Origin of the sequence: Providencia sp. PROV024, assembly GCF_032709665.1 — a bacterium.
Lineage (GTDB): Bacteria > Pseudomonadota > Gammaproteobacteria > Enterobacterales > Enterobacteriaceae > Providencia > Providencia huashanensis.
Window position 1 is genome coordinate 143,254 of the sequence record NZ_CP120546.1, and the last position, 20,581, is coordinate 163,834.

The following is a 20,581-nucleotide window of genomic DNA, read 5'->3' on the forward strand; positions in this document are numbered from 1 at the left end:
ATGGGACAGGCGTATCCTTGATACGCCTTTTTTATCGGAGTAAATATGATAAGCCCTCTTATTGATGGAATCCGTCTCATTGCGACAAGCTACTGTATCAGCATTCCTCACGCCGAATGGACACCACAACATTCATACCTAGTTTGTCGTGCGCTTCTTCAGCGGGGTGTTTTCGGTGGTAAGGCAATGTTGGGAACTCGGCTAACGCGACATAAAGAGGCGGTTAACGATGGTGATCACGGCGTTTTTTCAATATCTCATACGCAGTATGGCTGGTTAGTCCTGGAGGATGGCACCATTCTTGACCCGGTTGGTTGCCTGCAAAATACCGATGACAGTGGTGAGCCACAGTACCGTATTGAGTATGATTCGGCCTGCTATATTGACGGCATCGACCCTATGACCTGCGATCGAAGTGAGTTACCAAAGCACTTCAGTGAAGATGAAATTTATCGAGTTAAGCGCGGCGTAATGCGTGAGATTTGTTCCCGCGCGCTGGGCTATACGTTGCAGGTTGAAGGCTTAACAATGGCAGAGGTGGTGTTTCTTCTGAATCAGCCGCTAAGTGTGTTTGGTGGGCACTCCCGCATGCTCTATGAGCACTTTATGGGGTTGGGTCTGAGTCGTGTGATGCCTATTTCCAAGGTGAATGTCATCAACCCTACCCTGGCGAAAAAGCTATGGGAGGTGTTCTTTGTCGATACTAACGAGAGCGAGCTCACCGCCATTTTGCGTTGAACAAAAAAACCACTCGATATATAGAGTGGTTTTCAGTTCGCTAACTTGACACTTCCAACTTAATAGCTCATCTCCGGCTCGGTCCCGCCTGCCCAACGGCGTTCCCAATGCTCCAGATAAACCTCAGCCACTTCTGGTAAATTATACAACACGATCGCATTTTCACTGTTTCGCTTATTCGCACTATCGCTGTAGTTGAAAGATCCAGTTTCCACCGTTTGCCGGTCAACCACGATGAACTTGTCGTGCATGATGGCATATCGCCCGTTGGTTCGGATTGGGATCTTAGCCAGTCTTACCGTATTCATCGCTGATATAGAGTGCTTGCTCTTATTGCCTTTCTCATCCACCACAATCTTGACATCAATACCACGCTTCTTTGCTGCCACCAGCTCTTTCACGATATCTCTCGATGTAAAGGAATATGCGGCCAGGCGGAGCTCTGACTTTGCCGAGCGGATAGCATTGATGATCGCCTTCTGGGCTGACCCTTCTGGCGAGAAGCCAATTACGATTTGCGTTTGGTGGTTTATCTGCGCGCCTTTCTGTGCGCGTGGAGGGATTTGTTCGCTTTGTTCTTGGCTACTACCCAGACCGTTAAGCAGATCGTCAAATTTAAACGCGAATGCGTTTTGGGCTGATAACGAGAGAGTGAAAGCCAAGGAACTGACCAAAAGCTTTTTCTTGAGATCCATGAGTCACCATTTTAGAAGTTTGTAATTGCACTAACCATTACAACACAGGGAAAACAAGCAACAAAACGTTTAGCCATGCGATTTGTTCACCTTTTTTCTACATGCAGAAAACTCAATAAATCAGATTTTTATCCATTACATCTAACCATTTCCCTTTTTGCATCAAAAAGTCACCTTATTTCTCATGTTTCAAGGTATTTCTGTCAGGCTTTTTTAATGAATCAGGTATTCGGTATCTGTATATTTATCTGCGTTCCCTGCTGAAACCCGTTAAATAGTCAGGTGAACATCCAAAAACTGAAATTTAACTCAAGAAAGGATGTTAACGATGAAAACTATCTCCGCCCGTAACCTGAAATCTGTTCTGGCTGCTTCCGCTGTTCTGGCTCTGGGCGTGACCGCCGTTTACGCGAAAGGTACCGAGCAAACTGGTTTTAGCGAAGTGTGGGCCACAATCACTTCCTACATGCAGGGTTCTCTGGGCCGCGTGCTGGTGGGTCTGATCGTCATCGTCGGCGTTGCTGCTGCGGTTGTTCGCCAGTCCCTGATGACCTTCGCGGTCGCTGTTGGTGCGGCCATCGGCCTGTACTACGCGCCGGATATCATCAACGGCATGATGACTTCCACCAGCGCCGTAACGACCGCCCTGCCAGCTGGCATCTAATTCAGCGGCTACGGCCAGCATCAAGAAAACCCGACTTCGGTCGGGTTTTTGCTTTGTAGCGCAAATTACAGCGAGCTTTGTAGGTCTGCGACAAATGGCTTAATATCACGTTCAAACACTTCAGAAATGACTTCTGATACTGCTTTTACCCTAGCGAGTTCAGCGGCATCTTTATGTACGACTTTCCACACTTCATATTTTTTCTTTCTGGCCTTATCCGGCCATATTCGAATTAACTCAGGATACCGTTGCTCTTGGTAGCATGGCAGTTCCCCTAAAGCCATTCCCGAACGCACAAAGGTTGTGAGTAAGAAGCTTGATGTCAGCCTGGCTACAACCCGCGCATCTCGGCGAGATTCACCTACCATCGTATCAGGTACAGGGCTGCTGAATTTATTGTCGTATAAAGCGATATCATGGTTAGCAAGGTGCTGGCCGAGTTCTGGTGGGCCAAACTTATCAAGGTATGTCTGGGTTGCGTATAGGCCGACATCCCAGCTCCCTAGCCTTTTAGCAATTAGATCTGGTGCCGCAGGTCTTTGGATTCGCACGGCAATTTCAGCTTCACCACGCGACATATCTGCCATCTGTGCGCCAAGTTTCATGGTGACATTAATATTGGGGTAGCGATCTCTCAATATCTTAACTGCTGACATTAGGAATTCGACTGCAAGCCTGTCTGTAGTAGCTATTGATACGTCACCGGAGAATTCACCATTAGATCCTTCACTCAAGCGCAGAAAGGAAACAGAGTTACGCTCCATTTCCTGGGCGATACCTAACACTCTTTCTGCCACTTCAGTAGGAACTAATCCATCTGGCGTGCGGTAAAACAGTTTAGCACCGAGTTGTTTTTCTAAATTTGTTAGCCTTCGACTTACCGTGGTCTGATCCATCGACAAACGAATCGATGCCCCCCTCAAGGAATTGGTTCGAAAAGCAGCAAGGAAAACTTTGACGTCGTCCCATCCCGATAAATACATGCATCCTCCCCATGCAAAATTGCAGCCTAGGATTGTATTTTTGCAATTTACTTTTTTGAAGTAAACAAAAAGGGAGGCGCATTAAAAATGCAACCTCCCTTTTTGGTCTGAAATGCTGGTGATTAGATAATTTGACCAACCCACAAAAAATACCACAAAGAAGCATAGCCAAGCACCCAGGCCCCTACTAAAGCACGAAATCGGCGCTGATATGCACTACGTGTTTTATGCTTGAACATCTGCTGGGCGATGATGCAACCCGGCCAACCACCGAGAAAGGCCAGCGCATCAAGCGTTAATTCCTCTACTCGCGGGCCTCTCTCGATAGCCTGTTGCTTGTCCTTACGATACACGTAAATCGAAATGAGGCTCCAGGCAATCATCCACAGCACCGAGTATGCGTAAAACATCATTTATTCCTCTCATCAATATTCGTGGAGAGATAATCCCGAAGGTTTGTCATCGCAAGCGTAGTGCGATCTTCCACTTCCTCAGCTGTATCAAAGAACTTCGCCAGTTTACGATTGGCCTTTCTTAGTGCTTTTGTTGCTATATCCTGCTGCACCAGAAACGCCTCACTGCGCTGCTCATCCAGACTTTGAATGGTTAGTTCGTTTAACTGCATTGTGGCATCCTGCACGGCCTTTTGCAGTTGCTTTTTCTTTTGTGCCTGCCGGTCAGACTCACGAAGGGCGCGCGTGCTCTTCATATACAGCGTGCGTAACGTTTTAACAAGGCTATCTGGGCTAATGGGCTCGCTATTTAAGGGTTCTTCATCGGGATTCTTCATGCACTTATGGCCTGTTGTTGTGGGGATTTCTAAACCGGTAACCACTACCGAGTTTTACGATAATACCTCCCCAAATTTATCGTCTCTATGAGACACCGAATGAATCCACTAGTCAGCCTTTTTTGTCCCCGATCCGCTCTCCTTTTTTGTGCCAACTCGGTTGTATAAATCGTACCATTTATGTCCATTTCAACCGACAGGAAGGCTCATGGCAGCAACTGACGAGCAACAGAGGATTATCGACTACAAGGCTGAGCCCGGATCGATGGTTTGCGTGCAGGCCTATGCAGGCTCGGGCAAAACATTCACACTAAAGGTCTATGCCGACACGCATAAAGACAAGAAGATGCTTTACTTGGTCTTCAATAAGTCTATCCGTGAAGAGGCGGAGAAAAAATTCCCTAAAAACGTGGAGTGCAAAACCTCTCATGCGCTGGCCGCTGCACGCTTTAAGCATTATCGCCATAAAACAAAGTTGAATATTCAGGTTAAAGAGTACCGCGATCTGATGGAGGAAGAGGATTGGCGCGTGGTCAAACTGGCTATCAATGGCCTTTCACACTTTATGAACTCAGCTGACTATGAAATTAACACGACCCACGTATTAAAAGATCTCGGCAACATTGACAAAATCCCACCTTCACGCGTGGATTCGGCATTGCGCGCAGCGCGTCGGATCTGGAAGCAACAAATCGATCAGGAATCTGACGTGCCTTGCACGAATAACACGTTACTGAAGCTTTATCAGATGTCTAACCCTGCATTGGATTCGGTCTATGACATTATCCTGTTCGATGAAGCTCAGGACGCCAACCCCGTGACACTCGATATTGTGCTCAATAACAAGTGTGCGAAGTTATTTGTCGGCGATAAGCATCAAATGATTAACCGCTGGCGTGGTGCAGAGAATGCGCTGGACGTTGTTGAAGAAAAAGGCGCGTCAGTCCTCAGGCTGACAAAGTCTTTCCGCTTTGGCCCAATGGTTGCAGCTCTTGCCAATGTGGTCTTATCCATGATTGGCGAAACCCACCCACTTGTAGGGTTGGGTAAGCTGGATGAAGTTTGTCAGCCTCATGAAATCGCCGAACATGGCTTCCATGCTGTTATCTCACGAACGTACATGGGAGTCATTTCTTCTGCCTATGAGGCTATCCTGATGGGGAAGCGTGTCATGTGGAATGGTGGTATCGGTAAGTACAATCTGGGGGAGTTGCTTGATCTTCACGCCATGAAAACAAGTAACTATGAAGCTATTAAAAACCCTCGGGTGCTGACAGATTACGGTAACTGGGCCAACTTCCAGGAGATTGCCGAAACGACCAAAGACACGAACATGATGCGGGCTATCAGGTTGATGGAAAACTACGTTGATATCCCCGGCATGGTCGATACGATGCGCCTGAATGAGGCTCGTACCCACAAAGATGCTGATCTTATTATCACCACGGCTCACACATCCAAGGGCATGGAATGGGATAACGTTATCCTCAATGATGATTACCCAAGCATTATTGAAGCTTTGATGATGAAGAAATCGAAACAAAGCATTATTGATGAGATGAACCTGCTTTATGTCGCGATTACCCGCACACAGAGCCGCATCAACATTAATGGCTCAATGATGGAGCTGCTGGAACAATATAACCATAGGCGAGAACGAAACGAATCCATCATTATCGTGTAAAGAAAAGGCCCGTAATGGGCCTTTATTCAATAAGACTAAGGTCTTGATCGGATGATATCTTTTCTGCCTTCACTATTGGTTTTATTAATATCTATCTCTGGGAATTTATTTTTTAAATTCTCTATTAAAGAAGCCAATTCCATTTGCAATGACATTGAAAGCGAGCCAATAACATCCCAAGCCATCTGAGCATCGCTGCTTTCGTACCTTTTTCTCCCTGGAAATATATAATCAAGTCCATTCTGGTGATGATCATAAAAAAACTGACCAGCTTCAACTAATTGACTCCAGTTTTCATAAATATTGTTCAGTATTTTGAAAGTTGTAGTGTCATACAAATAAAATGCACTTGACTTGAATATCGCTCTAAATGATTCCCAGCAGGTTGAGCCATCAAAATACATTATGTTAGGCAATGCCTCAAAATAATAATCAAGTATATTTGTATCGAGATAATTCATTAAACCGGTCAGGGTATTAATATCACTCTGGCGCTTGATTTTTTCTGTTATGGCTGGGTCAGATTCATTAGGGTATGCAGGGTTATTAGAGGTGATCAATTCAATGGCGAATATAAGTAACTTTTCTAGGTTTTTCTTTCCGTCATCTCTATTCGAATTATATAGTGAAACCCTCTGCTTATTGATGTCAAATGGTAGGTCTTTGGGGCCATGCCCTTCGCTACTATTCAACAAAGTAATTATTCGCCCCCAACCTATTTTTGCAACTGCAAAACCCAGTTCAAACATAACGTTAGGATTTGGAAATTCATTTTTAGGTGTCCCATTTTGAGGTATCACTGTCACATCGCTAATCACGATTTGTGATGCCGATATTTTAGCCAATATAGTTGCTAAAATGTCAGGACTTCCTGATGAGTAATCCGTGGCTTGATCCCATTCATATATGAATGTTGATTGTTTTTCATTCAGATGCGTCACTGCTTTTGTTAAAGCATCACGAATATAGAACCTATTTTTGCGTTCGTCATAGCTTGATTGCCAAGAATAGAAAATCTTGACTTTTTCCTTTTCGCCTTCCATTCATTCCACTTATAATTAATGTTTTAATGACTAATTATATCAACATTTAAGACGATTTGAGACGGAAGATTTTAATAACCTTTAGAATAAATCAATGGCTTTTCTGGGATACTCAATGAACATTAAAAAATGCCCGGCGAAACCGGGCATCAACATTTATTTTTTGGCCTGTGCCGGTGCGGGAGCTTTCTCTAAACCACCTTTCACCATTCGCTCAATGACGTCAACGAAGCCTGCGAATGGTCTCGCGCCGACAATGCTTTCACGTTCACCGGTTTTGTTGTCGATCACGATGGTAGTTGGCGTCCCGTTTACGCCGTCTTTGGTACCGGCATCCATATCACGCTTGATGCGCTGGATGATTTTCGGATCCTGCATACAGGTGTCAAACGCTGCTTTATCCAGCTCAAACAATGCAGGGATGCCTGCGCTGTCTTCAAAGCCTTTGCCATTGCCCTGCGTGTGCTCAAACCAGTAGTTGGTCGCACCCCAGAAGCCTTTCGGTCCTTTTTGCTCTGCCACGCACTCTGCTGTCATTGCCGCTTTGGTTGCCATTGGCTCATGAAAAGCCAGGTTGAAGTGACGCCATTCCCAGTTCACCGCGCCATTATTGGCCGTATCGACCAGATATTTCGGCGTCTTATGGAACTGCTTACAGAACGGACATTCCAGGTCTTCATAATTCACCAGCGTGAATCGTGCGTCCGGATTACCGTAGATGTAGCGCCCGTCTTTGTTGACACTGACCTGTTCCCAGCCTTTGTATAGTTCAGCGCGTTTCTCTGCCAGCTTATCTTCCTCCAAACCGGCTAACGCAGCTTGTACCGCCGACTTAACATCACCGTTAGCACCAACGCCACCACCACCGGATTTAGCCAACTGCGCAAAGTGCCCCTCAACACTTGCGGATATGCTTTTGCTAAAGTTTTCGACTTCAACCACCTGCGATTGAAGCGCGTTAAGTTTGGTCTTGATGGCGCTCGTTTGCACGGCAGTGTAAAGACTTGCGCCCATTGACACAGCAATCATCACGCCAATTGCAATTGACCCAACGACTTGAATTTTATTGACTTGCTTGGACATTATTTTCTTACCCCACTTAAGAATTAATTAGTCACTTAAAATTTGGTGAACTGGTTATCGACATACATCTTGAGTCGATACTGACGCAGTTCTTCCGGTTCGCCACGGGTCAGCACGTCAATTTCATGCTGGCTCAGACGGTAACCTGGTGTAGAGCAATAACGCTCTTTAATTTGCAGGTACTCGCCACGTTTGGCAGTTTGCTTATTGTTCGGCAGCATGAACGAATTTTCATCGCAGAACCTGGGTGACTGAGTAAATGTCCCGCGCGGGCCGTTAGCATAGGCACTGCTGGATACACTGGTCAGTAAAATCTGGGTGTCCAGATCGTGTGCAACATACCGCTTACCCGTTTGGTCATGAACGGCATATGGGCTCACAAGCGTATGCTCATAGCCTGGGTGGCGCAGTGCAGCACCGCCACGTTCAGTGCTGTAGTAAGACTCTGAAAACTCATAGCCTTCAGGGTAAGTCGCCTTGACCACCGTCACCTGCGTTTCATCAACATAGGTGCGTTCAGGGGCCTTTGGTTCATCCGCTGCACACCCGGTCAAGGTGGCTATGACTAAGGTTGCCAACAATGGCAATGCGAAACGTTTACGGGTTTTCATCACTTCTTCTCCGGTTAGAAAGCACAGACATTATCCTTTTTTTTAAAATTGCCAGTTACCGTTTTAGCCGACAAAACGATGGCCTTTTCGTTCCTGCACACCCCCAGTCATGGGTTATCGTACTTGCACTACAACGGAGAGCTTTAAATGCTGAAGATCATCAAAACGCTGTTTGGCAAAAAAAATGAGGAACAGAGCGAGATTAACATCCCCCTGGAGACCCTCGAAGAAATCGACTCTATGCGCGACGGTGTGGATTCAATGGTTGTACGGGGTGACATTTTGCGCTACCCGCCTGCCGAAATTGGTTTTCCAGCACTGATACCGGGAAGCTACATTCTGCGTGAAAAGCAGACCGATATGATCCAGGCCATTAAACGCGAACTGAATATCCGAGATAGCGAATTTGAGCAGCTGATGATGCCGATGCTTGATAGCTTTGCGAACTTCGTGCAGCTGTTCCCTGCATCGGAACACCACCACCACCGAGCGCAGAGTGGACTGATGCGCCATTCTCTTGAAGTATGTTTCCAGAGCATCCGTAAAGCCAAAAACATTGAATTCGATTCGATGGAAATGCCCGTGGTGAAATCCAGCCGCATGTTGGCCTGGCGTCTTGCGATTGCGACAGCGGGCCTTCTGCATGACATTGGCAAGCCGTTTACCGATTACGAAGTCTGGGACAAATCCGGCACCTATCACTGGCCTCCGGGGCGCACCCCGATCCATGAATGGGCAAAAGCCAATAAAATTGAACGTTACTTCCTCGTTTGGAAGAGCTCGCGCCACCAGCAGCACCACTCCAGCACCACCGCCATGATGATGATGATCATGCCGCAAATCCTGCATGAGTTCCTGCTGAGCGAAGGCAACGACATCTATAACGAGCTGACTCGGGCAATGGCCGTGAGTACCGTTCGCCTGGATGCCACTGAAGAAAACGCCCCTGAAATGAAAAACAAGATCCTTAAAATTGTGAAGGAATCTGACGTTATTTCTGTCCGCCACGACCTGCAACGCTACGGCGGTGATGCGGTACGTGCAACGCAATCGGGTGTGCCTGCGGTCCAACGCATCGTAGATGCCATGCGCCACCTACTTAAGAAAGGAGTGTGGCAACCCAACAAACCCGGCAACCCGATTTGGGTCACCACCTATGGCGTGTTTATCGTTTGGGGTACTGCGGTCAAAGACATCACCAACACCGTGAAGAAGTCCGGTGCAGTGATCCCGCAGTCGGCCAACAGTCTGGCTGATCTGATGATGAGCTACAAATTGTGCATTCCGAACGTAAATAAAAACGAAGATACCGCATATTGGCGAATTGCCCCACACATCATGAATGACCGCGATTCGCGTAACAGTAAAGAGCCGAAAGTAGCGCTGAGTTGCCTGCGTCTAATCTCTCCGGACGTTCTGTTTGTGGACACAATGGAGCCGCTGCCTATTTCCTCCCGTATCCGAATTGAGAGCGAATGGCGTGAATTCCAGACCAGTAAAGGGAAAAACATCCCTGTGCTGAAAGAAAGTCGTCCTTTCGTGGGGAATAAAGAGCCGCGTGAAAACAGCATTCCGGCTGACGTCGATCCTGAAATCCTGAAAGGTGGCACTCTGCTGCCGGATGAGAATGACAATCCGCTGGATAATATGTTTGGAGCCTCGAATCCGGTGACCTCTGATAACGCCCACGAGCTACTGCATCACTTGAATCTTCTGTCTGATGCTGACTACGAAAAAGTGAATGCCCGTCAGGACGCGAAAGCCAAAGCACAAGCGGAATTGGCTAATCAAAAACCAGGGGTAGCATTCCAGACTCCAATTGAACAAAGTCAGCCTGTTAAAACCTCTTCGCCCGAAGCAAAAATAGCCAAAGTTGGGCCACAACAACGGAGCCTGAAAGACGTTTTGAGCAAGCAAGATACCTCTGCCGAAATGCCCCCTCCAATCATGTCGGAGCCAGAGCATTATCAGGAGCCAGAGTTTGACCGTGAAACCTTATCTTTGTGGGAGACTCTCAAAAACCACGCTGTCGCTGATGGGTATCAAAATGACGAACAGAATCTGGTTGAGAAAAAACCGGCTATCGACCCTATGTCTGATGCAAGAGCAAAAATCCAACGCGTACAGGACGAAGTGGACAATGGGAATTTTACGCCAGTGACCCCGGAAAATGATTTTGGCTACAACAAGAATAACGAGGTGGCATTTGGTACCGAACAACTGACTGCACTGCACCAAGACCAAAGCCCATTGTTCCGCAATGCCTCAGATCTTGCCAAGGACAAACTCGCGTCCTACGTGGCCGCGAATCAGTCTGCCCTTTTCCATGAAAGCGGCCACTGCTGCATCATCCTGGAGAACGGGGTTGAGGACTCACTCTTCGAACCGATGCGGGATGCAGATTGGATCTGGTATCCGTTTATGGAGGCTCCTTGCGAGTATTACACCCATCGTTCGCAAATGTGTTTCTACTTGCGTAAAGAGCTCAATACTGACATCGACCAGCTTTCAGGTCACCGTTATCGTGCCAGCCTAAGTCCGTTTGACCTGACCGACATCAGTGTGGATATGACCGAAGTCTATCGCGCCATTGCCACCAAAGGGGCAAATAAAACTGCGTTCAATGGCGACCCAGTGATCGCCTTGTCCTCGCTGCAAAAACGCCGTATTGCACAAGATCTGAACATCAACGCAAATCAGTTCCAACAGGTACTGATCGATAATTTCGACTACGTGACCCGTACTGGTGTCGATTACATCCTCGTTAACAGCAATATTCAAAATTTCATGGTGAATGATAATGAGTGAGTGGAGTTATAACATGCGCTGGCGCCCCAACTTTGAGGCGCTGGAAATTGCAGGCTGGGGTGTGGGGATTGCTGCCTCACTGGCGGTCAATGCCGCATTCAATATGCCTGCGGTTCCTTGTTATTTGGCTGTTGCGGTACAAGCGGCCTATGCGGCTCGTTCCGTACCTTCCGCATGGGATATTTACAAGCATAAGAGCCGGTTAAAGCGAAAGCCTAACGTTCTGAAAATGGAGTTGGAATCCGTTATTGATGTCATGATGAAATTCCCCGACAGCTACCTGCTGGGGTATGGTTTTGAATGGGGTCAACCTGAAGGTCAGTTAGCCTCCGAACTCATCAAGCGCGACATCAAAAAGTTCGTTAGCAAGGTGCCAGAAAACTTCATGGGTTTGGGTTGGATCCATGCGCTTGGTGAAAAGCAACAATGGATACGAGTCGCTGAAGATCTGCTGTCATTGCATACCCTGGTGACCGGTACAACCGGTTCAGGTAAAACAACATACTATAAGTTGCTCATCCTTCAGGCAGCACTGAAGAAACAACCGCTCATTCTCATCGACCCGAAAAACGATGAAGAGTTGGCTGACTGGATGGAAATGTGTCTGCGTTTGGTGAACCGCGAAGATAAATTCAACTACATGTCGCTGGCGCACCCGGAGAAATCCGCGCGCATTTCTCCGATCACCAACTACACTCGTGCAGGTGAAGTAGCTAACCGTATTACATCCGTTATCCAGCGTGCCGATGGCACCAGTGACCCGTTCGTATCGTTCGGTATCATGTCCTTAACCACAGTCGTAGAACTGATGAAAATCTGCGAATTGAAACCCACGCTCAAGAACGTGAAAACCCAGTTGGGGTCGGATGTATCATCTCTGGCTGATCTCATCATCAAATCAGTGACCAAAATTGGCCGTCAGGTGCTCGGTGAAGATGACTTTGACCGTATTTTCGCCATGCGCATGGATCGTTATGCAAACAAAGCGAAGGGGCCAAAGGAAATCGCTGATATTTGCGCCGAAATTTACCGCAACGACATCAAAGCAAACCGCAGCTTCCCAAGCATTGAAGCAGGGCTGGATATGCTCGGCCACCAGCGTGAGCACTTCCAGAAGATGATCCTCAACGTGATGCCTATCCTCAGCCAGCTGACTCAGGGTTTCATGGCTGAATTACTATCCCCGGACAGTGACGATGAATCCCAGTTGAATGACTTCCGCCCTATCTCCAACGTGCGCGACATCATCACAACCGGAGGCATGCTGTACATGGGGCTAGACTCCTTAGCGGATGCAGAAACTGGTTCGGCGGTGGGCTCTATCTTCTTGTCAGACATCACCAGTGTGTCAGCGGACGTGTACAACTTTATGAAACCACGCGGGGATGACCTGGCCCCAGTGATGGTTCTTATCGACGAAGCTGCTGAGGTCATTAACGATCAAGTGATCAAGATGTTGAACAAAACCCGTGGCGCGGGCTTCCGCCTATTTATTTCATCTCAGTCCACCAGCGACTTTGAGGCGCGCCTGGGGTCTGAAGCCAAGATGAAACAAATCGTCACCAACACCAACCACTTTACTGCGTTGCGTACCCCCGATCCTGATGCGCAAGAGGCCGTCATGAAGCGTGTACCAATGACCAAGTTCAAGTATGTCATGCGCGGGCATGGCTCCAGTGCTGGTGCTGACCCTGAAATGATCTCTGGTTCGGTCAGTGAACGCATTATGGAAGAAGAAGGCGAGTTGTTCCCTTCTCCGTTGCTGGGCTGGTTACCAAACCTTGAATTTATGGCAATTAACCAGGCGAACAAAATCGTCAAAGGTAAAGTGCCCATCATTATGTCACCGAAGGGAGATAAGGCCTTCAACCAGGCCAGTAAGAAAGCCCTGAAGTTCCTCAAACTGTACGAGAAGAAAGTTCGGGGTGAGAAGTCGCGTATTCGTGTTGGGGGTAAAAAGTCATGATCAAAATGAAAACCTATTTTTTACGTAAAGAAGATTGCAACGCGTATGACAGCTTAACGCTGGTGTGGCCGTGTGTTGAGCCTATTACGCAATCACTCATCTCCTTACTGCCTAGCACCCTGACTAAGGGGCTGGTGGCCGATGCGGTGCAGTCCTCGGTGATGGCATATAACCAACAGGTTGATTGCCCTCTAAATGACTGGGAACGCCTGGCGGTTTATTTCATTACGTTGGCTAATTTCGTCACCGAGCACCTTGGCGGAAAAATAGGGTTCAACGAGCTGGCAACTACAAGTCAGTTACCCCGCAGGCTGAATAGCGAGCTCATTAATGCGGTGGCGGATAAACTCGCATTAAGGATCTTACATGCTTGACCAATTAACCGAAGAGAAATGGCCCCAGACGATAAAGATGATTATCATCTTCAGTACGGCAATACTGTTCGTCATTTCCATGTTTTTCCCGGCCTCGTATTTTTACGAGAACGTGAAAAAAGAAGTTGCCTGGGGCCAGCGATTGATCGGCGATACGGATTTCACACCAGTGATCTCGGACGTCAACAAAAACTACCGTTCATTCTTTGTAAATACTGGAGTGGATGGCTTCTTGCGTGACTTCTATGAGCTCGATTCATCCGATATGGCAAATCAAGGTGGTCCACTTTTCCTTTTCGCTTCCATCTTCCGAAACATGGCCGAAAACCTGAATTACTGGTTTTATATGATCGTGTATCGATTGACCCTGAATATATACTGGCTTCCGTACATGCTTGTGGTCACACTTCCCTCTCTCTTTGCTGGGATCATGCGCTGGAACGCTAAGCGATACACGTTTGCCTATTCGTCACCGTTTCTTAACCGCCGCAGCATGGTGCTGATTGGTTGGGGGATTTACAGTATTTTGCTGTCACTGTTTGTCCCTCTGCCAGTACCGCCGATGATTGGTGCCCTCATCATGATTGTGATGATCCCAATAGGCAGTTCGTTGCTCATCAGTAACCTTCCAAAACGCATCTAAATTCCTCCCCCGAAAAGCACCGCGTTTTGCGGTGCTTTTCATTATCAGCGCCAAAACCGGAATGGTAAATTATCCCCCGAGGTGAACTATGAATGAACTGAAGCACGTCTATCTGTCCGGACTCTTGTGTATTGCCTTTTCAGTCTGTCTGGGCGCGGGTGTTCTGCTTACTGATAAGTCTGAGCAGATCCACGAGTTGAATACGGTCCTCCACAAGTCCAGCTACTTAACCGACCGGGACAAGATGGACCGTGAAATGGCTGAAGTATTGTTGCCACGGCTACAAGCCCAGCAGGAAGAAATGAAAAAACGCGGGGCAATAAAGAAACCTGACATGGTTTACGTCCCTGAACAATTACAGCAATCCCGAGGTTATTAATGGCTAAGCGTACAGGTTTGAAAAGCGTCATTTATGGCATTCCATTGGCTGTCATGATCGCCACTTCGGGGTTCGTCGCCTACACGTTGGATAAACAAACGCGCCTGCTTAACGACTTGGCCGTTGTCGCTGATATGCAGCGCAATGTCATCAGTAATCGGGGGGATTTGGAAGCAGCGTTCGACCGTTATATTGCGGCCTCTGGGCTAAAAGTCAACGAACAGTCTAAAGGGGCAAATTCGATTGGCTTCAGTACCGGTAAAAAACCGTCTGAGTCTTACGCGCCGTCTACAGATAGTGAGCGTATTTACGGCAATCCTGACGCACAGTTTTACGTCATTGAGTATTCCGATTTTGAATGCCCGTACTGCAAAACCCATTTCCCGCAAATGATGGATCTGGTGGATTCCTCGTCCGGCAATATCGCGATGGTGTTCAAGCACGTTCCGGTACACGGCCAGGCATCACGCACCGAATCTCTCGCCTCTGAATGTGCCGCAGAGCAAGGTGGAAATCCGGCATTTTATAAGATGGCACGGGCTATTTTTGCGGATACCCGCTCCGACGGTCACGGTATGGCAACGCCATTGGACAAATTGGCTGAAAACAATGGGCTGGATGGGCAGCGCATTATTGAGTGCGTTAACGCCGCTCGCCCAAGCGCAAAAATTGCGGAAGATGTGAAAGAGGCCGCGCGACTCAATATTCAACAAACGCCTGCAAACATCGTGGTGTACGGCGATAAATCGGCAATGGTGCAAGGCTCGGTCAACGGGACAGGCCTGATGCAAATGATGGCGCAATTGGCCCAAGGGGGTGAGAAGTAAAAGAGTCCGGGCATTGTGTTAAAGCACCCGAAGGGGTTCGGGTATTTCGATTCATAATTGGGGGTAAGAATGAGTGAGCCAGTCCACATCTCGCATTCTGTCGATGATCCGCCGAAGTTCTTCTTCTGGAGCGTTGATGAAGCGATGCCATTTTTCGTTTTCCTGGGTATCGGGGTCTTTACGGGCCGTATCTTTACGATGTCACTCATCGGCATCGTGATCACTCGGTTCTATGGCAGCTTTCTGCAAAAGGCGTCAGAAAAATACTTTCTGCATCTGTGTTACTGGAAGTTCGGTGTTTCTTTCGGGAAAAGCACCATTGTACCTAACGCATTCGACCGGGAATTTATTGTATGAAGAGCAAAGATTTTAAAAAGGGTTTGCTGAACATGAAAGGCGAAAACACCACGCTGAAACTGGTGTTGGTTGTTTCGATTATCTGCATCGGCATTCTCTCCAGCACATTAATGAACCGTTCACAGATCGTGACCATTGTTCCACCCAACCTGACCGAAACCACTTGGTTAGATGAAAAGACGGCCGGACAGCCTTACATGCAGGCATGGGCTATCTATTTGGCTAACTCTATGGGTAACGCAACACCTGAGTCAGTGGACATGCTGAAGAAATCTATCGGCCCATTCCTGGATGCGGGTATTTACACGCAAGTCATGAAGCGCATTGATGACCAGATTGACCAGATTAAGCGTGATCGTATCAGTCTGAGCTTTACACCGACTCGCGTATACCACGACCCCAAAGCCCCTGGCACCTACTTCGTAGAAGGCAGTCAAGGTCTTGAAGGGATCGCCGGTAACCCTATCGTGAAGCCCGTTACGTTCCAAATGACAATTGATGTGAAAGGTTACCGACCTGTGCTGACCTTTATCAACATCAAGCAAGGTAAAGCCGAATTGCCGAGCGACAAAAAAGGCGACAAATAAATCCAGGGAACACTGTCCCGTAAATTTCGTCACCCGCCTCGTGCGGGTTATAACCACATTGAGCGCTTTTACGATGACGTAAAAGCTAGGTAAACAAAGTGAGCAGCATTAACAAAACCGTCGCGGTAACTTCCTGTGTATTGCGTCTGTCACTGTTCGGGGGAACAAATGTTGAATAGTAAACACGTTAAAATATTGGCGCTGATGATTGCGTCAATCACCGCCGGGCCATCCATTGCGAATGGCCTTGACGTTAATAGCAATACACTGTCAGTCGATAACGGCGTCGTACTCCAGCGTTCTGGGGACTCTGCATCTGAAGAGCCTGTTGTCGTTGCATCGAAAAAAGGTAATCACACAGCAACTGCGGGCGCATCAACCAATGCCAGTTCCAGTGATAATCCTGCCGTAGACGGCATTAACGTCCAACCGGTCCCTAACGCCATTGTTCAGCCTGTCCGATTAACTGATGATGTCATCCCTTCTCGCCAGGATCTGATTGTAGAGCCCGGCGTAAATACCCTGATCCCGATTTCTCTCGGCCAGCTTAACCGTATCGTGACGCCGTTCGAGAGACCAACAGTGCAGCGCTTGCAACTGACTGACGTAAAAGTCAGCGTACAAGGCAATGTGATCTATGTTTCAACGACCTCAACCAATCCGGTCGCACTGTATATCAGCGAAAAAGGTGACGAAAGTGTCGCGCTGTCTTTGTCTCTGGTTCCGCAAAAGATTGCACCAGTGCAAGCTTCGTTAATGCTTTCGCGTAAAGTCGGTAATGCTCCGGCCGGAGCGGGGCATGCGCAGTCAGCAGGGGTGATGTACGGCGGTAACGAAGCCAAAGCTCGTAAATGGGAGCAGAAAGACAACTACGTCGAAACGATCCGAAACATTCTTCGGGCTGTTGCGTTGGGCGATATTCCTCCTGGCTATGCAATGGGCAATTTAGGCTCTGGTCATAGCATTCCAAACTGTAACTTCAGCACAGGTACAGCGCAGGACAATATCAAATACAGCTTTGCTGGCGGCCAATATATTCAGGGCAGTCAGTTCAGTGTCATCGTGGGCGTTGCGCAGAATACCGGCGCTTCTACCATCACGGTAGACGAGTCACTTTGCACTCACCCTAACCTCGCCGCGCGCGCACTCTGGAGCCGGAACACGCTCCAGCCGGGCCAAAAGACTGAAGCCTACTTTGTCATTCGCAATCAGTCACAGCAGGCACAGGTTGATGATTCTGTACGTCCTAAATTAGCGGAGTAATAAAAAGATGAGTAAATTGAAAGAACGCTGGGACACGCTGGACGCCAAGAAAAAACGTCTTTTTGTGTTGGGGGGTACGTTTGTTGTACTGATCCCAGCTATCCTCCTGCTGATGCCTGAATCGCGCACACCTGCGGCGCGCGGGCCATCAGAGCAAGTTATTTCCAGTGTATTGACTGACACTGACACCCAGGGGGTTAGCCAGAACGCGATCGCTGCTCGCCTGCGCGCTTTAGGGGAAGCGATTGAAAAGCAAAACTCAAACATCACGGATTTGAAAAAATCCATTAACGTTGACGAAATCAACAAGCGCCTGATCGCCATTGAGCAACAACAACGCACCGACCGTATTGAACAAGAAAAGCTGAAAAAACGTGTTGCTGAAGGCTCTACCGTATTGCCTTACTCCAAATCAGTTCGGTCAAAAGACGTCTACAGCGGCGATAATAATGCTAAGCAAGGTGTAGAGAAGTTAACGTCGGACAGTGTTCACGAAAACCTGAATAACGACGGCACGCTCCAACGAGTGTACGAAAACACCCAGCAGCCGAACCCCGCTGATTTTGCTGCGGATAAAGACGCCAAAGGTAAAGACGGTAAGGCGGCACCACAAGCAACGCCGGATATTATCTCTGTGCATGAGGACATAAAAGAGGTCGCTGCCGCTGATCCTGATGATGATCCAGCATTCCAAACCTACCTCCCAGCGACCTCAATCCTGAGTGGTGTCTTCATTTCAGGTATGGATGCACCGACGTCACAGAACGCTCGCAAAGACCCCTACCCAGCGCTTATCCGCATCAAGAAAGACGCCATCCTGCCGAACCGCTTCCGTGCGGACGTGCGTGAGTGTGGCATGTTGGCCGCTGGATTTGGCGAGCTGTCGTCCGAACGCAGCTACTTCCGCTCTGAGGTGATCACCTGCATTCGTGATGATGGTGCTGTATTTGAATCTCCACTCGATGCGTATGCAGTGGGGGAAGATGGTAAGGCTGGTGTACGTGGTCGTCTGGTTACCAAGCAAGGTCAATACCTGGCGAAAGCCTTGACCGCAGGCTTTTTACAGGCTGCGTCATCGTTGTTTAGCGTCCAGAACATTCCGACTATCAACGTTACCCGCGATAACAACAGCGGTAAGAAAAACAACACGCCTTATGAGCAAGTGATGAGCAGCGAAGCCCTTCAAGGTGCTGCTATCGCTGGTGTTGGTGGAGCATTAGAACGCTTGGCCGATTTCTACATGAACATGGCCGGTGATCTGTTCCCTGTTATCGAAATCGATCCGGGTCGCAGTGTCGATTTTATCGTTCAAAAAGGTGTAACGCTGAAATTTACCCGCGTCAAGCCTAATGGCAAAGCAACGCCTACCACTTTCAATTCTAACGGGACTCACTAATTATGTGGAAAAAACGTCTTTTAGCAATCTGTGTCGCAGTAACTGGTCTGGCCGCATTGTCTGGTTGTTCGCTGGTGGATGGGAATTCAGAATACGGCTGTAAAGGTATGCCCAATGCTGTCACTTGTATGAACATCCGCGACATCCACCAGCTGACCGATGGTGATGACTACCAAGATCGCATTGATGCGGTGTCGGAACAACAGCTGTCTGGTAAACCAGTAGATCTGAAGCGAAACAGTGTTGCAGGTACCGCCGGGGCTGGTGGTGTGGCAACTGGTGGTCGTTATGTACCTGTCCCTGCTGCTACCGCAAACCCTCAGCCAATCCGTACTCAGGCACAGGTAATGCGTGTGTTGGTTGACCCTTATGAATCCGCAGACGGTGATCTGAACGTCCCTGGCTATGTGTACACCGAAATTGAACCTCGCCGCTGGGAAGTTGGCGCGTCACATGCATCGACCCGGAGTGCTGTTATTCGACCAATGAGCACGCCTCCAGTGGCGGCACAAGCCCCTCAAACACCGAGCAAATAATGCTCCAATTGAAATTAATGCAAACTGAATGATTTGATATTCCCCCTCAAATACAGTCAGTTGTGTTATAAAAGCCGCCTAGTGCGGCTTTCTTTCATTTAGGGTCTCATTGCTATTTATAAGGATTGTGATTAAAATTACAGACGCATGGTAACCATACCGCATTTTGCCAATGCTGACATTCGATGTGTGACTTACCCCTCGCATTGGATAAACCCCACTCAGACATATTGGTAAATGGATTCATGCGCAAGGCCGTTCCCCCTCGAACGGCCTTACCTTTTTCTAATCCTGCAAAAATCCCCCTTAAAGAGAACGCTGTTTTTTGACCTCGTTTTGCTGGCCTTTTCGCTGTTAATCCGCCTTTTCACCATTGAAAATGTAGCCTCATTCACAGGAGCACTCCAATGACGCTACGCAAGAAAGTATTATCCCTGATTCTGTCCGCCAGCTTCGCCGCTTCCGCTTTTGCCGGTGCAGATGTGAACGCTGATACTGTGTTTAACAACAAAGCCTTCATGAACGCGCCGAAGGAAAGCAAAGACGTCAAGCGCTTCGTTGTGCCAACCAACGGCATTATCGCGCTGGAAGTTGACGGCAAAGTCAACCTGCTGTCGTCAAATGGCCGGTACCTGTTCAAAGGCACCATGTACGACACTTGGGCCAAGAAAGACCTGACCACACTTGATGAGATCACCAAGTATGCCAGCATCATTCCGATCAAAGAGCTGAAACTGAACATCGCTGATCTTCAACCTGCCGTTTGGGGCGACGGACCTAAAAAAGTCATTCTATTCACTGACCCGAACTGCGTGCATTGTGCCGCAGCCCTTAATCAGCTGGCTGACCTAGACCCGCACGAATACACCGTTAACGTTCTGTCCCTGGGTGCCCTCGGCGAGCCAAGCCAAATCCGTAACAAAGAGCTGTACTGTGCTTCAGATCGCTACCGTGCCGACCGCGCTATTATCGCGCATGAAAAAACCAAATTTGACCAGGTTAAAGACTGTGATATGCAGGCATTGGCACGCCGCACAATCACCGCTCAGGTGTTAGGCGTCAGTATGGTGCCATTCATCATTCGAGACGACGGTGCTTTCAGCATCGGCGCACCAAAACAAGGTCTGAAAGCCTTCCTGGCTGGTCAATAAGTT

The 20,581-nt window shown here is 48.2% G+C and carries 22 protein-coding genes; 15 read left to right on the top strand and 7 right to left on the bottom strand.

The annotated features are described in order from the left end of the window. Positions 1-45 precede the first annotated feature (45 nt). Entirely contained in the window at positions 46-738 is a 693-nt protein-coding gene (locus P3L56_RS21855; RefSeq protein WP_052219385.1) for a hypothetical protein, read from the top strand. Between the two features lie 59 nt (positions 739-797). Here P3L56_RS21855 and P3L56_RS21860 read toward each other — a convergent pair whose 3' ends face one another. Beyond that, the gene (locus P3L56_RS21860) at positions 798-1,433 is read right to left on the bottom strand and encodes a phospholipase D family protein (RefSeq protein WP_080750914.1); all 636 of its coding nucleotides are present in this window, start codon (positions 1,431-1,433) and stop codon (positions 798-800) included. Positions 1,434-1,761: 328 nt separating this feature from the next. On the opposite strand from P3L56_RS21860, the gene traA reads away from it, so the two are divergent. Next, positions 1,762-2,097 carry a TraA family conjugative transfer protein gene (traA, locus tag P3L56_RS21865; RefSeq protein ID WP_042847274.1) on the top strand — a complete coding sequence of 112 codons (336 nt, stop codon included), beginning with the start codon at positions 1,762-1,764 and terminating at the stop codon, positions 2,095-2,097. 65 nt (positions 2,098-2,162) lie between these two features. On the opposite strand, the gene P3L56_RS21870 is transcribed toward traA, so the two are convergent. From P3L56_RS21870 to P3L56_RS21880, 3 genes are all read right to left on the bottom strand, one after another. Beyond that, entirely contained in the window at positions 2,163-3,080 is a 918-nt protein-coding gene (locus P3L56_RS21870) for a LysR family transcriptional regulator (protein ID WP_042847272.1), read from the bottom strand. A gap of 122 nt (positions 3,081-3,202) precedes the next feature. After that, positions 3,203-3,493, bottom strand: coding sequence for a DUF1294 domain-containing protein (locus P3L56_RS21875; protein ID WP_226617172.1), 291 nt, complete (start codon positions 3,491-3,493; stop codon positions 3,203-3,205). Next, a complete protein-coding gene (locus tag P3L56_RS21880) occupies positions 3,490-3,870 on the bottom strand; it encodes a hypothetical protein (RefSeq protein ID WP_042847269.1) in 381 nt (126 codons plus the stop codon). The genes P3L56_RS21875 and P3L56_RS21880 overlap by 4 nt, the downstream gene beginning before the upstream one ends. Positions 3,871-4,078: 208 nt before the next feature. Here P3L56_RS21880 and P3L56_RS21885 point away from each other — a divergent pair, with 208 nt between their 5' ends. Continuing rightward, on the top strand, positions 4,079-5,554 hold the full coding sequence (locus P3L56_RS21885; protein ID WP_042847267.1) for a 3'-5' exonuclease: 1,476 nt from the start codon (positions 4,079-4,081) through the stop codon (positions 5,552-5,554). Between the two features lie 35 nt (positions 5,555-5,589). On the opposite strand, the gene P3L56_RS21890 is transcribed toward P3L56_RS21885, so the two are convergent. From P3L56_RS21890 to P3L56_RS21900, 3 genes are all read right to left on the bottom strand, one after another. After that, the gene (locus tag P3L56_RS21890; protein ID WP_052219384.1) at positions 5,590-6,597 is read right to left on the bottom strand and encodes a hypothetical protein; all 1,008 of its coding nucleotides are present in this window, start codon (positions 6,595-6,597) and stop codon (positions 5,590-5,592) included. Between the two features lie 156 nt (positions 6,598-6,753). Then, positions 6,754-7,680, bottom strand: a complete 927-nt coding sequence (locus tag P3L56_RS21895) for a thioredoxin domain-containing protein (protein ID WP_272686064.1) — start codon at positions 7,678-7,680, stop codon at positions 6,754-6,756. 35 nt (positions 7,681-7,715) lie between these two features. Further along, positions 7,716-8,291 (bottom strand): hypothetical protein, encoded by a 576-nt coding sequence (locus P3L56_RS21900; protein WP_042847265.1) that lies wholly within the window; start codon positions 8,289-8,291, stop codon positions 7,716-7,718. A 147-nt stretch (positions 8,292-8,438) separates the two neighbouring features. Here P3L56_RS21900 and mobH point away from each other — a divergent pair, with 147 nt between their 5' ends. The 12 genes from mobH to P3L56_RS21960 all read left to right on the top strand — a co-directional run bounded on the left by mobH (position 8,439) and on the right by P3L56_RS21960 (position 20,578). Next, positions 8,439-11,099: a MobH family relaxase gene (gene mobH, locus P3L56_RS21905; protein WP_191901256.1), complete on the top strand. Its 2,661-nt coding sequence runs from the start codon at positions 8,439-8,441 to the stop codon at positions 11,097-11,099. Next, a complete protein-coding gene (traD, locus tag P3L56_RS21910) occupies positions 11,092-13,065 on the top strand; it encodes a conjugative transfer system coupling protein TraD (RefSeq protein ID WP_042847261.1) in 1,974 nt (657 codons plus the stop codon). Before mobH ends, traD begins: the two co-directional genes overlap by 8 nt. Then, positions 13,062-13,439 (top strand): hypothetical protein, encoded by a 378-nt coding sequence (locus tag P3L56_RS21915; protein ID WP_052219382.1) that lies wholly within the window; start codon positions 13,062-13,064, stop codon positions 13,437-13,439. Before traD ends, P3L56_RS21915 begins: the two co-directional genes overlap by 4 nt. After that, complete coding sequence (locus P3L56_RS21920) at positions 13,432-14,082, top strand: DUF4400 domain-containing protein (RefSeq protein WP_042847258.1); 651 nt, start codon at positions 13,432-13,434, stop codon at positions 14,080-14,082. Before P3L56_RS21915 ends, P3L56_RS21920 begins: the two co-directional genes overlap by 8 nt. A gap of 88 nt (positions 14,083-14,170) precedes the next feature. Next, positions 14,171-14,461, top strand: coding sequence for a hypothetical protein (locus P3L56_RS21925; protein WP_042847256.1), 291 nt, complete (start codon positions 14,171-14,173; stop codon positions 14,459-14,461). Further along, positions 14,461-15,288, top strand: coding sequence for a DsbA family protein (locus P3L56_RS21930; RefSeq protein WP_042847254.1), 828 nt, complete (start codon positions 14,461-14,463; stop codon positions 15,286-15,288). Before P3L56_RS21925 ends, P3L56_RS21930 begins: the two co-directional genes overlap by 1 nt. Positions 15,289-15,357: 69 nt before the next feature. Continuing rightward, on the top strand, positions 15,358-15,645 hold the full coding sequence (gene traL / locus P3L56_RS21935; protein WP_042847251.1) for a type IV conjugative transfer system protein TraL: 288 nt from the start codon (positions 15,358-15,360) through the stop codon (positions 15,643-15,645). Then, positions 15,642-16,232 (top strand): TraE/TraK family type IV conjugative transfer system protein, encoded by a 591-nt coding sequence (locus P3L56_RS21940; protein WP_052219381.1) that lies wholly within the window; start codon positions 15,642-15,644, stop codon positions 16,230-16,232. Before traL ends, P3L56_RS21940 begins: the two co-directional genes overlap by 4 nt. A gap of 168 nt (positions 16,233-16,400) precedes the next feature. Continuing rightward, positions 16,401-17,495 (top strand): type-F conjugative transfer system secretin TraK, encoded by a 1,095-nt coding sequence (locus P3L56_RS21945; RefSeq protein ID WP_042847248.1) that lies wholly within the window; start codon positions 16,401-16,403, stop codon positions 17,493-17,495. A gap of 7 nt (positions 17,496-17,502) precedes the next feature. Next, positions 17,503-18,891, top strand: a complete 1,389-nt coding sequence (locus P3L56_RS21950; RefSeq protein WP_252501075.1) for a TraB/VirB10 family protein — start codon at positions 17,503-17,505, stop codon at positions 18,889-18,891. Between the two features lie 2 nt (positions 18,892-18,893). Further along, positions 18,894-19,427, top strand: coding sequence for a type IV conjugative transfer system lipoprotein TraV (gene traV / locus P3L56_RS21955; RefSeq protein WP_042847246.1), 534 nt, complete (start codon positions 18,894-18,896; stop codon positions 19,425-19,427). Between the two features lie 407 nt (positions 19,428-19,834). Beyond that, on the top strand, positions 19,835-20,578 hold the full coding sequence (locus P3L56_RS21960; protein ID WP_042847243.1) for a DsbC family protein: 744 nt from the start codon (positions 19,835-19,837) through the stop codon (positions 20,576-20,578). Positions 20,579-20,581: the final 3 nt, after the last annotated feature.

What these genes read in the sequence shown, in the direction of transcription:
- traL (WP_042847251.1), top strand. Translation starts at nt 15,358, where the DNA reads ATGAGTGAGCCAGTCCACATCTCGCATTCTGTCGATGATCCGCCGAAG.
- P3L56_RS21945 (WP_042847248.1), top strand. Translation starts at nt 16,401, where the DNA reads ATGTTGAATAGTAAACACGTTAAAATATTGGCGCTGATGATTGCGTCA.
- P3L56_RS21920 (WP_042847258.1), top strand. Translation starts at nt 13,432, where the DNA reads ATGCTTGACCAATTAACCGAAGAGAAATGGCCCCAGACGATAAAGATG.
- traA (WP_042847274.1), top strand. Translation starts at nt 1,762, where the DNA reads ATGAAAACTATCTCCGCCCGTAACCTGAAATCTGTTCTGGCTGCTTCC.
- traV (WP_042847246.1), top strand. Translation starts at nt 18,894, where the DNA reads ATGTGGAAAAAACGTCTTTTAGCAATCTGTGTCGCAGTAACTGGTCTG.
- P3L56_RS21875 (WP_226617172.1), bottom strand. Translation starts at nt 3,493, where the DNA reads ATGATGTTTTACGCATACTCGGTGCTGTGGATGATTGCCTGGAGCCTC.
- traD (WP_042847261.1), top strand. Translation starts at nt 11,092, where the DNA reads ATGAGTGAGTGGAGTTATAACATGCGCTGGCGCCCCAACTTTGAGGCG.
- P3L56_RS21860 (WP_080750914.1), bottom strand. Translation starts at nt 1,433, where the DNA reads ATGGATCTCAAGAAAAAGCTTTTGGTCAGTTCCTTGGCTTTCACTCTC.
- P3L56_RS21890 (WP_052219384.1), bottom strand. Translation starts at nt 6,597, where the DNA reads ATGGAAGGCGAAAAGGAAAAAGTCAAGATTTTCTATTCTTGGCAATCA.
- P3L56_RS21960 (WP_042847243.1), top strand. Translation starts at nt 19,835, where the DNA reads ATGACGCTACGCAAGAAAGTATTATCCCTGATTCTGTCCGCCAGCTTC.
- P3L56_RS21895 (WP_272686064.1), bottom strand. Translation starts at nt 7,680, where the DNA reads ATGTCCAAGCAAGTCAATAAAATTCAAGTCGTTGGGTCAATTGCAATT.
- P3L56_RS21925 (WP_042847256.1), top strand. Translation starts at nt 14,171, where the DNA reads ATGAATGAACTGAAGCACGTCTATCTGTCCGGACTCTTGTGTATTGCC.
- mobH (WP_191901256.1), top strand. Translation starts at nt 8,439, where the DNA reads ATGCTGAAGATCATCAAAACGCTGTTTGGCAAAAAAAATGAGGAACAG.
- P3L56_RS21940 (WP_052219381.1), top strand. Translation starts at nt 15,642, where the DNA reads ATGAAGAGCAAAGATTTTAAAAAGGGTTTGCTGAACATGAAAGGCGAA.
- P3L56_RS21870 (WP_042847272.1), bottom strand. Translation starts at nt 3,080, where the DNA reads ATGTATTTATCGGGATGGGACGACGTCAAAGTTTTCCTTGCTGCTTTT.
- P3L56_RS21930 (WP_042847254.1), top strand. Translation starts at nt 14,461, where the DNA reads ATGGCTAAGCGTACAGGTTTGAAAAGCGTCATTTATGGCATTCCATTG.
- P3L56_RS21900 (WP_042847265.1), bottom strand. Translation starts at nt 8,291, where the DNA reads ATGAAAACCCGTAAACGTTTCGCATTGCCATTGTTGGCAACCTTAGTC.
- P3L56_RS21880 (WP_042847269.1), bottom strand. Translation starts at nt 3,870, where the DNA reads ATGAAGAATCCCGATGAAGAACCCTTAAATAGCGAGCCCATTAGCCCA.
- P3L56_RS21855 (WP_052219385.1), top strand. Translation starts at nt 46, where the DNA reads ATGATAAGCCCTCTTATTGATGGAATCCGTCTCATTGCGACAAGCTAC.
- P3L56_RS21915 (WP_052219382.1), top strand. Translation starts at nt 13,062, where the DNA reads ATGATCAAAATGAAAACCTATTTTTTACGTAAAGAAGATTGCAACGCG.
- P3L56_RS21950 (WP_252501075.1), top strand. Translation starts at nt 17,503, where the DNA reads ATGAGTAAATTGAAAGAACGCTGGGACACGCTGGACGCCAAGAAAAAA.
- P3L56_RS21885 (WP_042847267.1), top strand. Translation starts at nt 4,079, where the DNA reads ATGGCAGCAACTGACGAGCAACAGAGGATTATCGACTACAAGGCTGAG.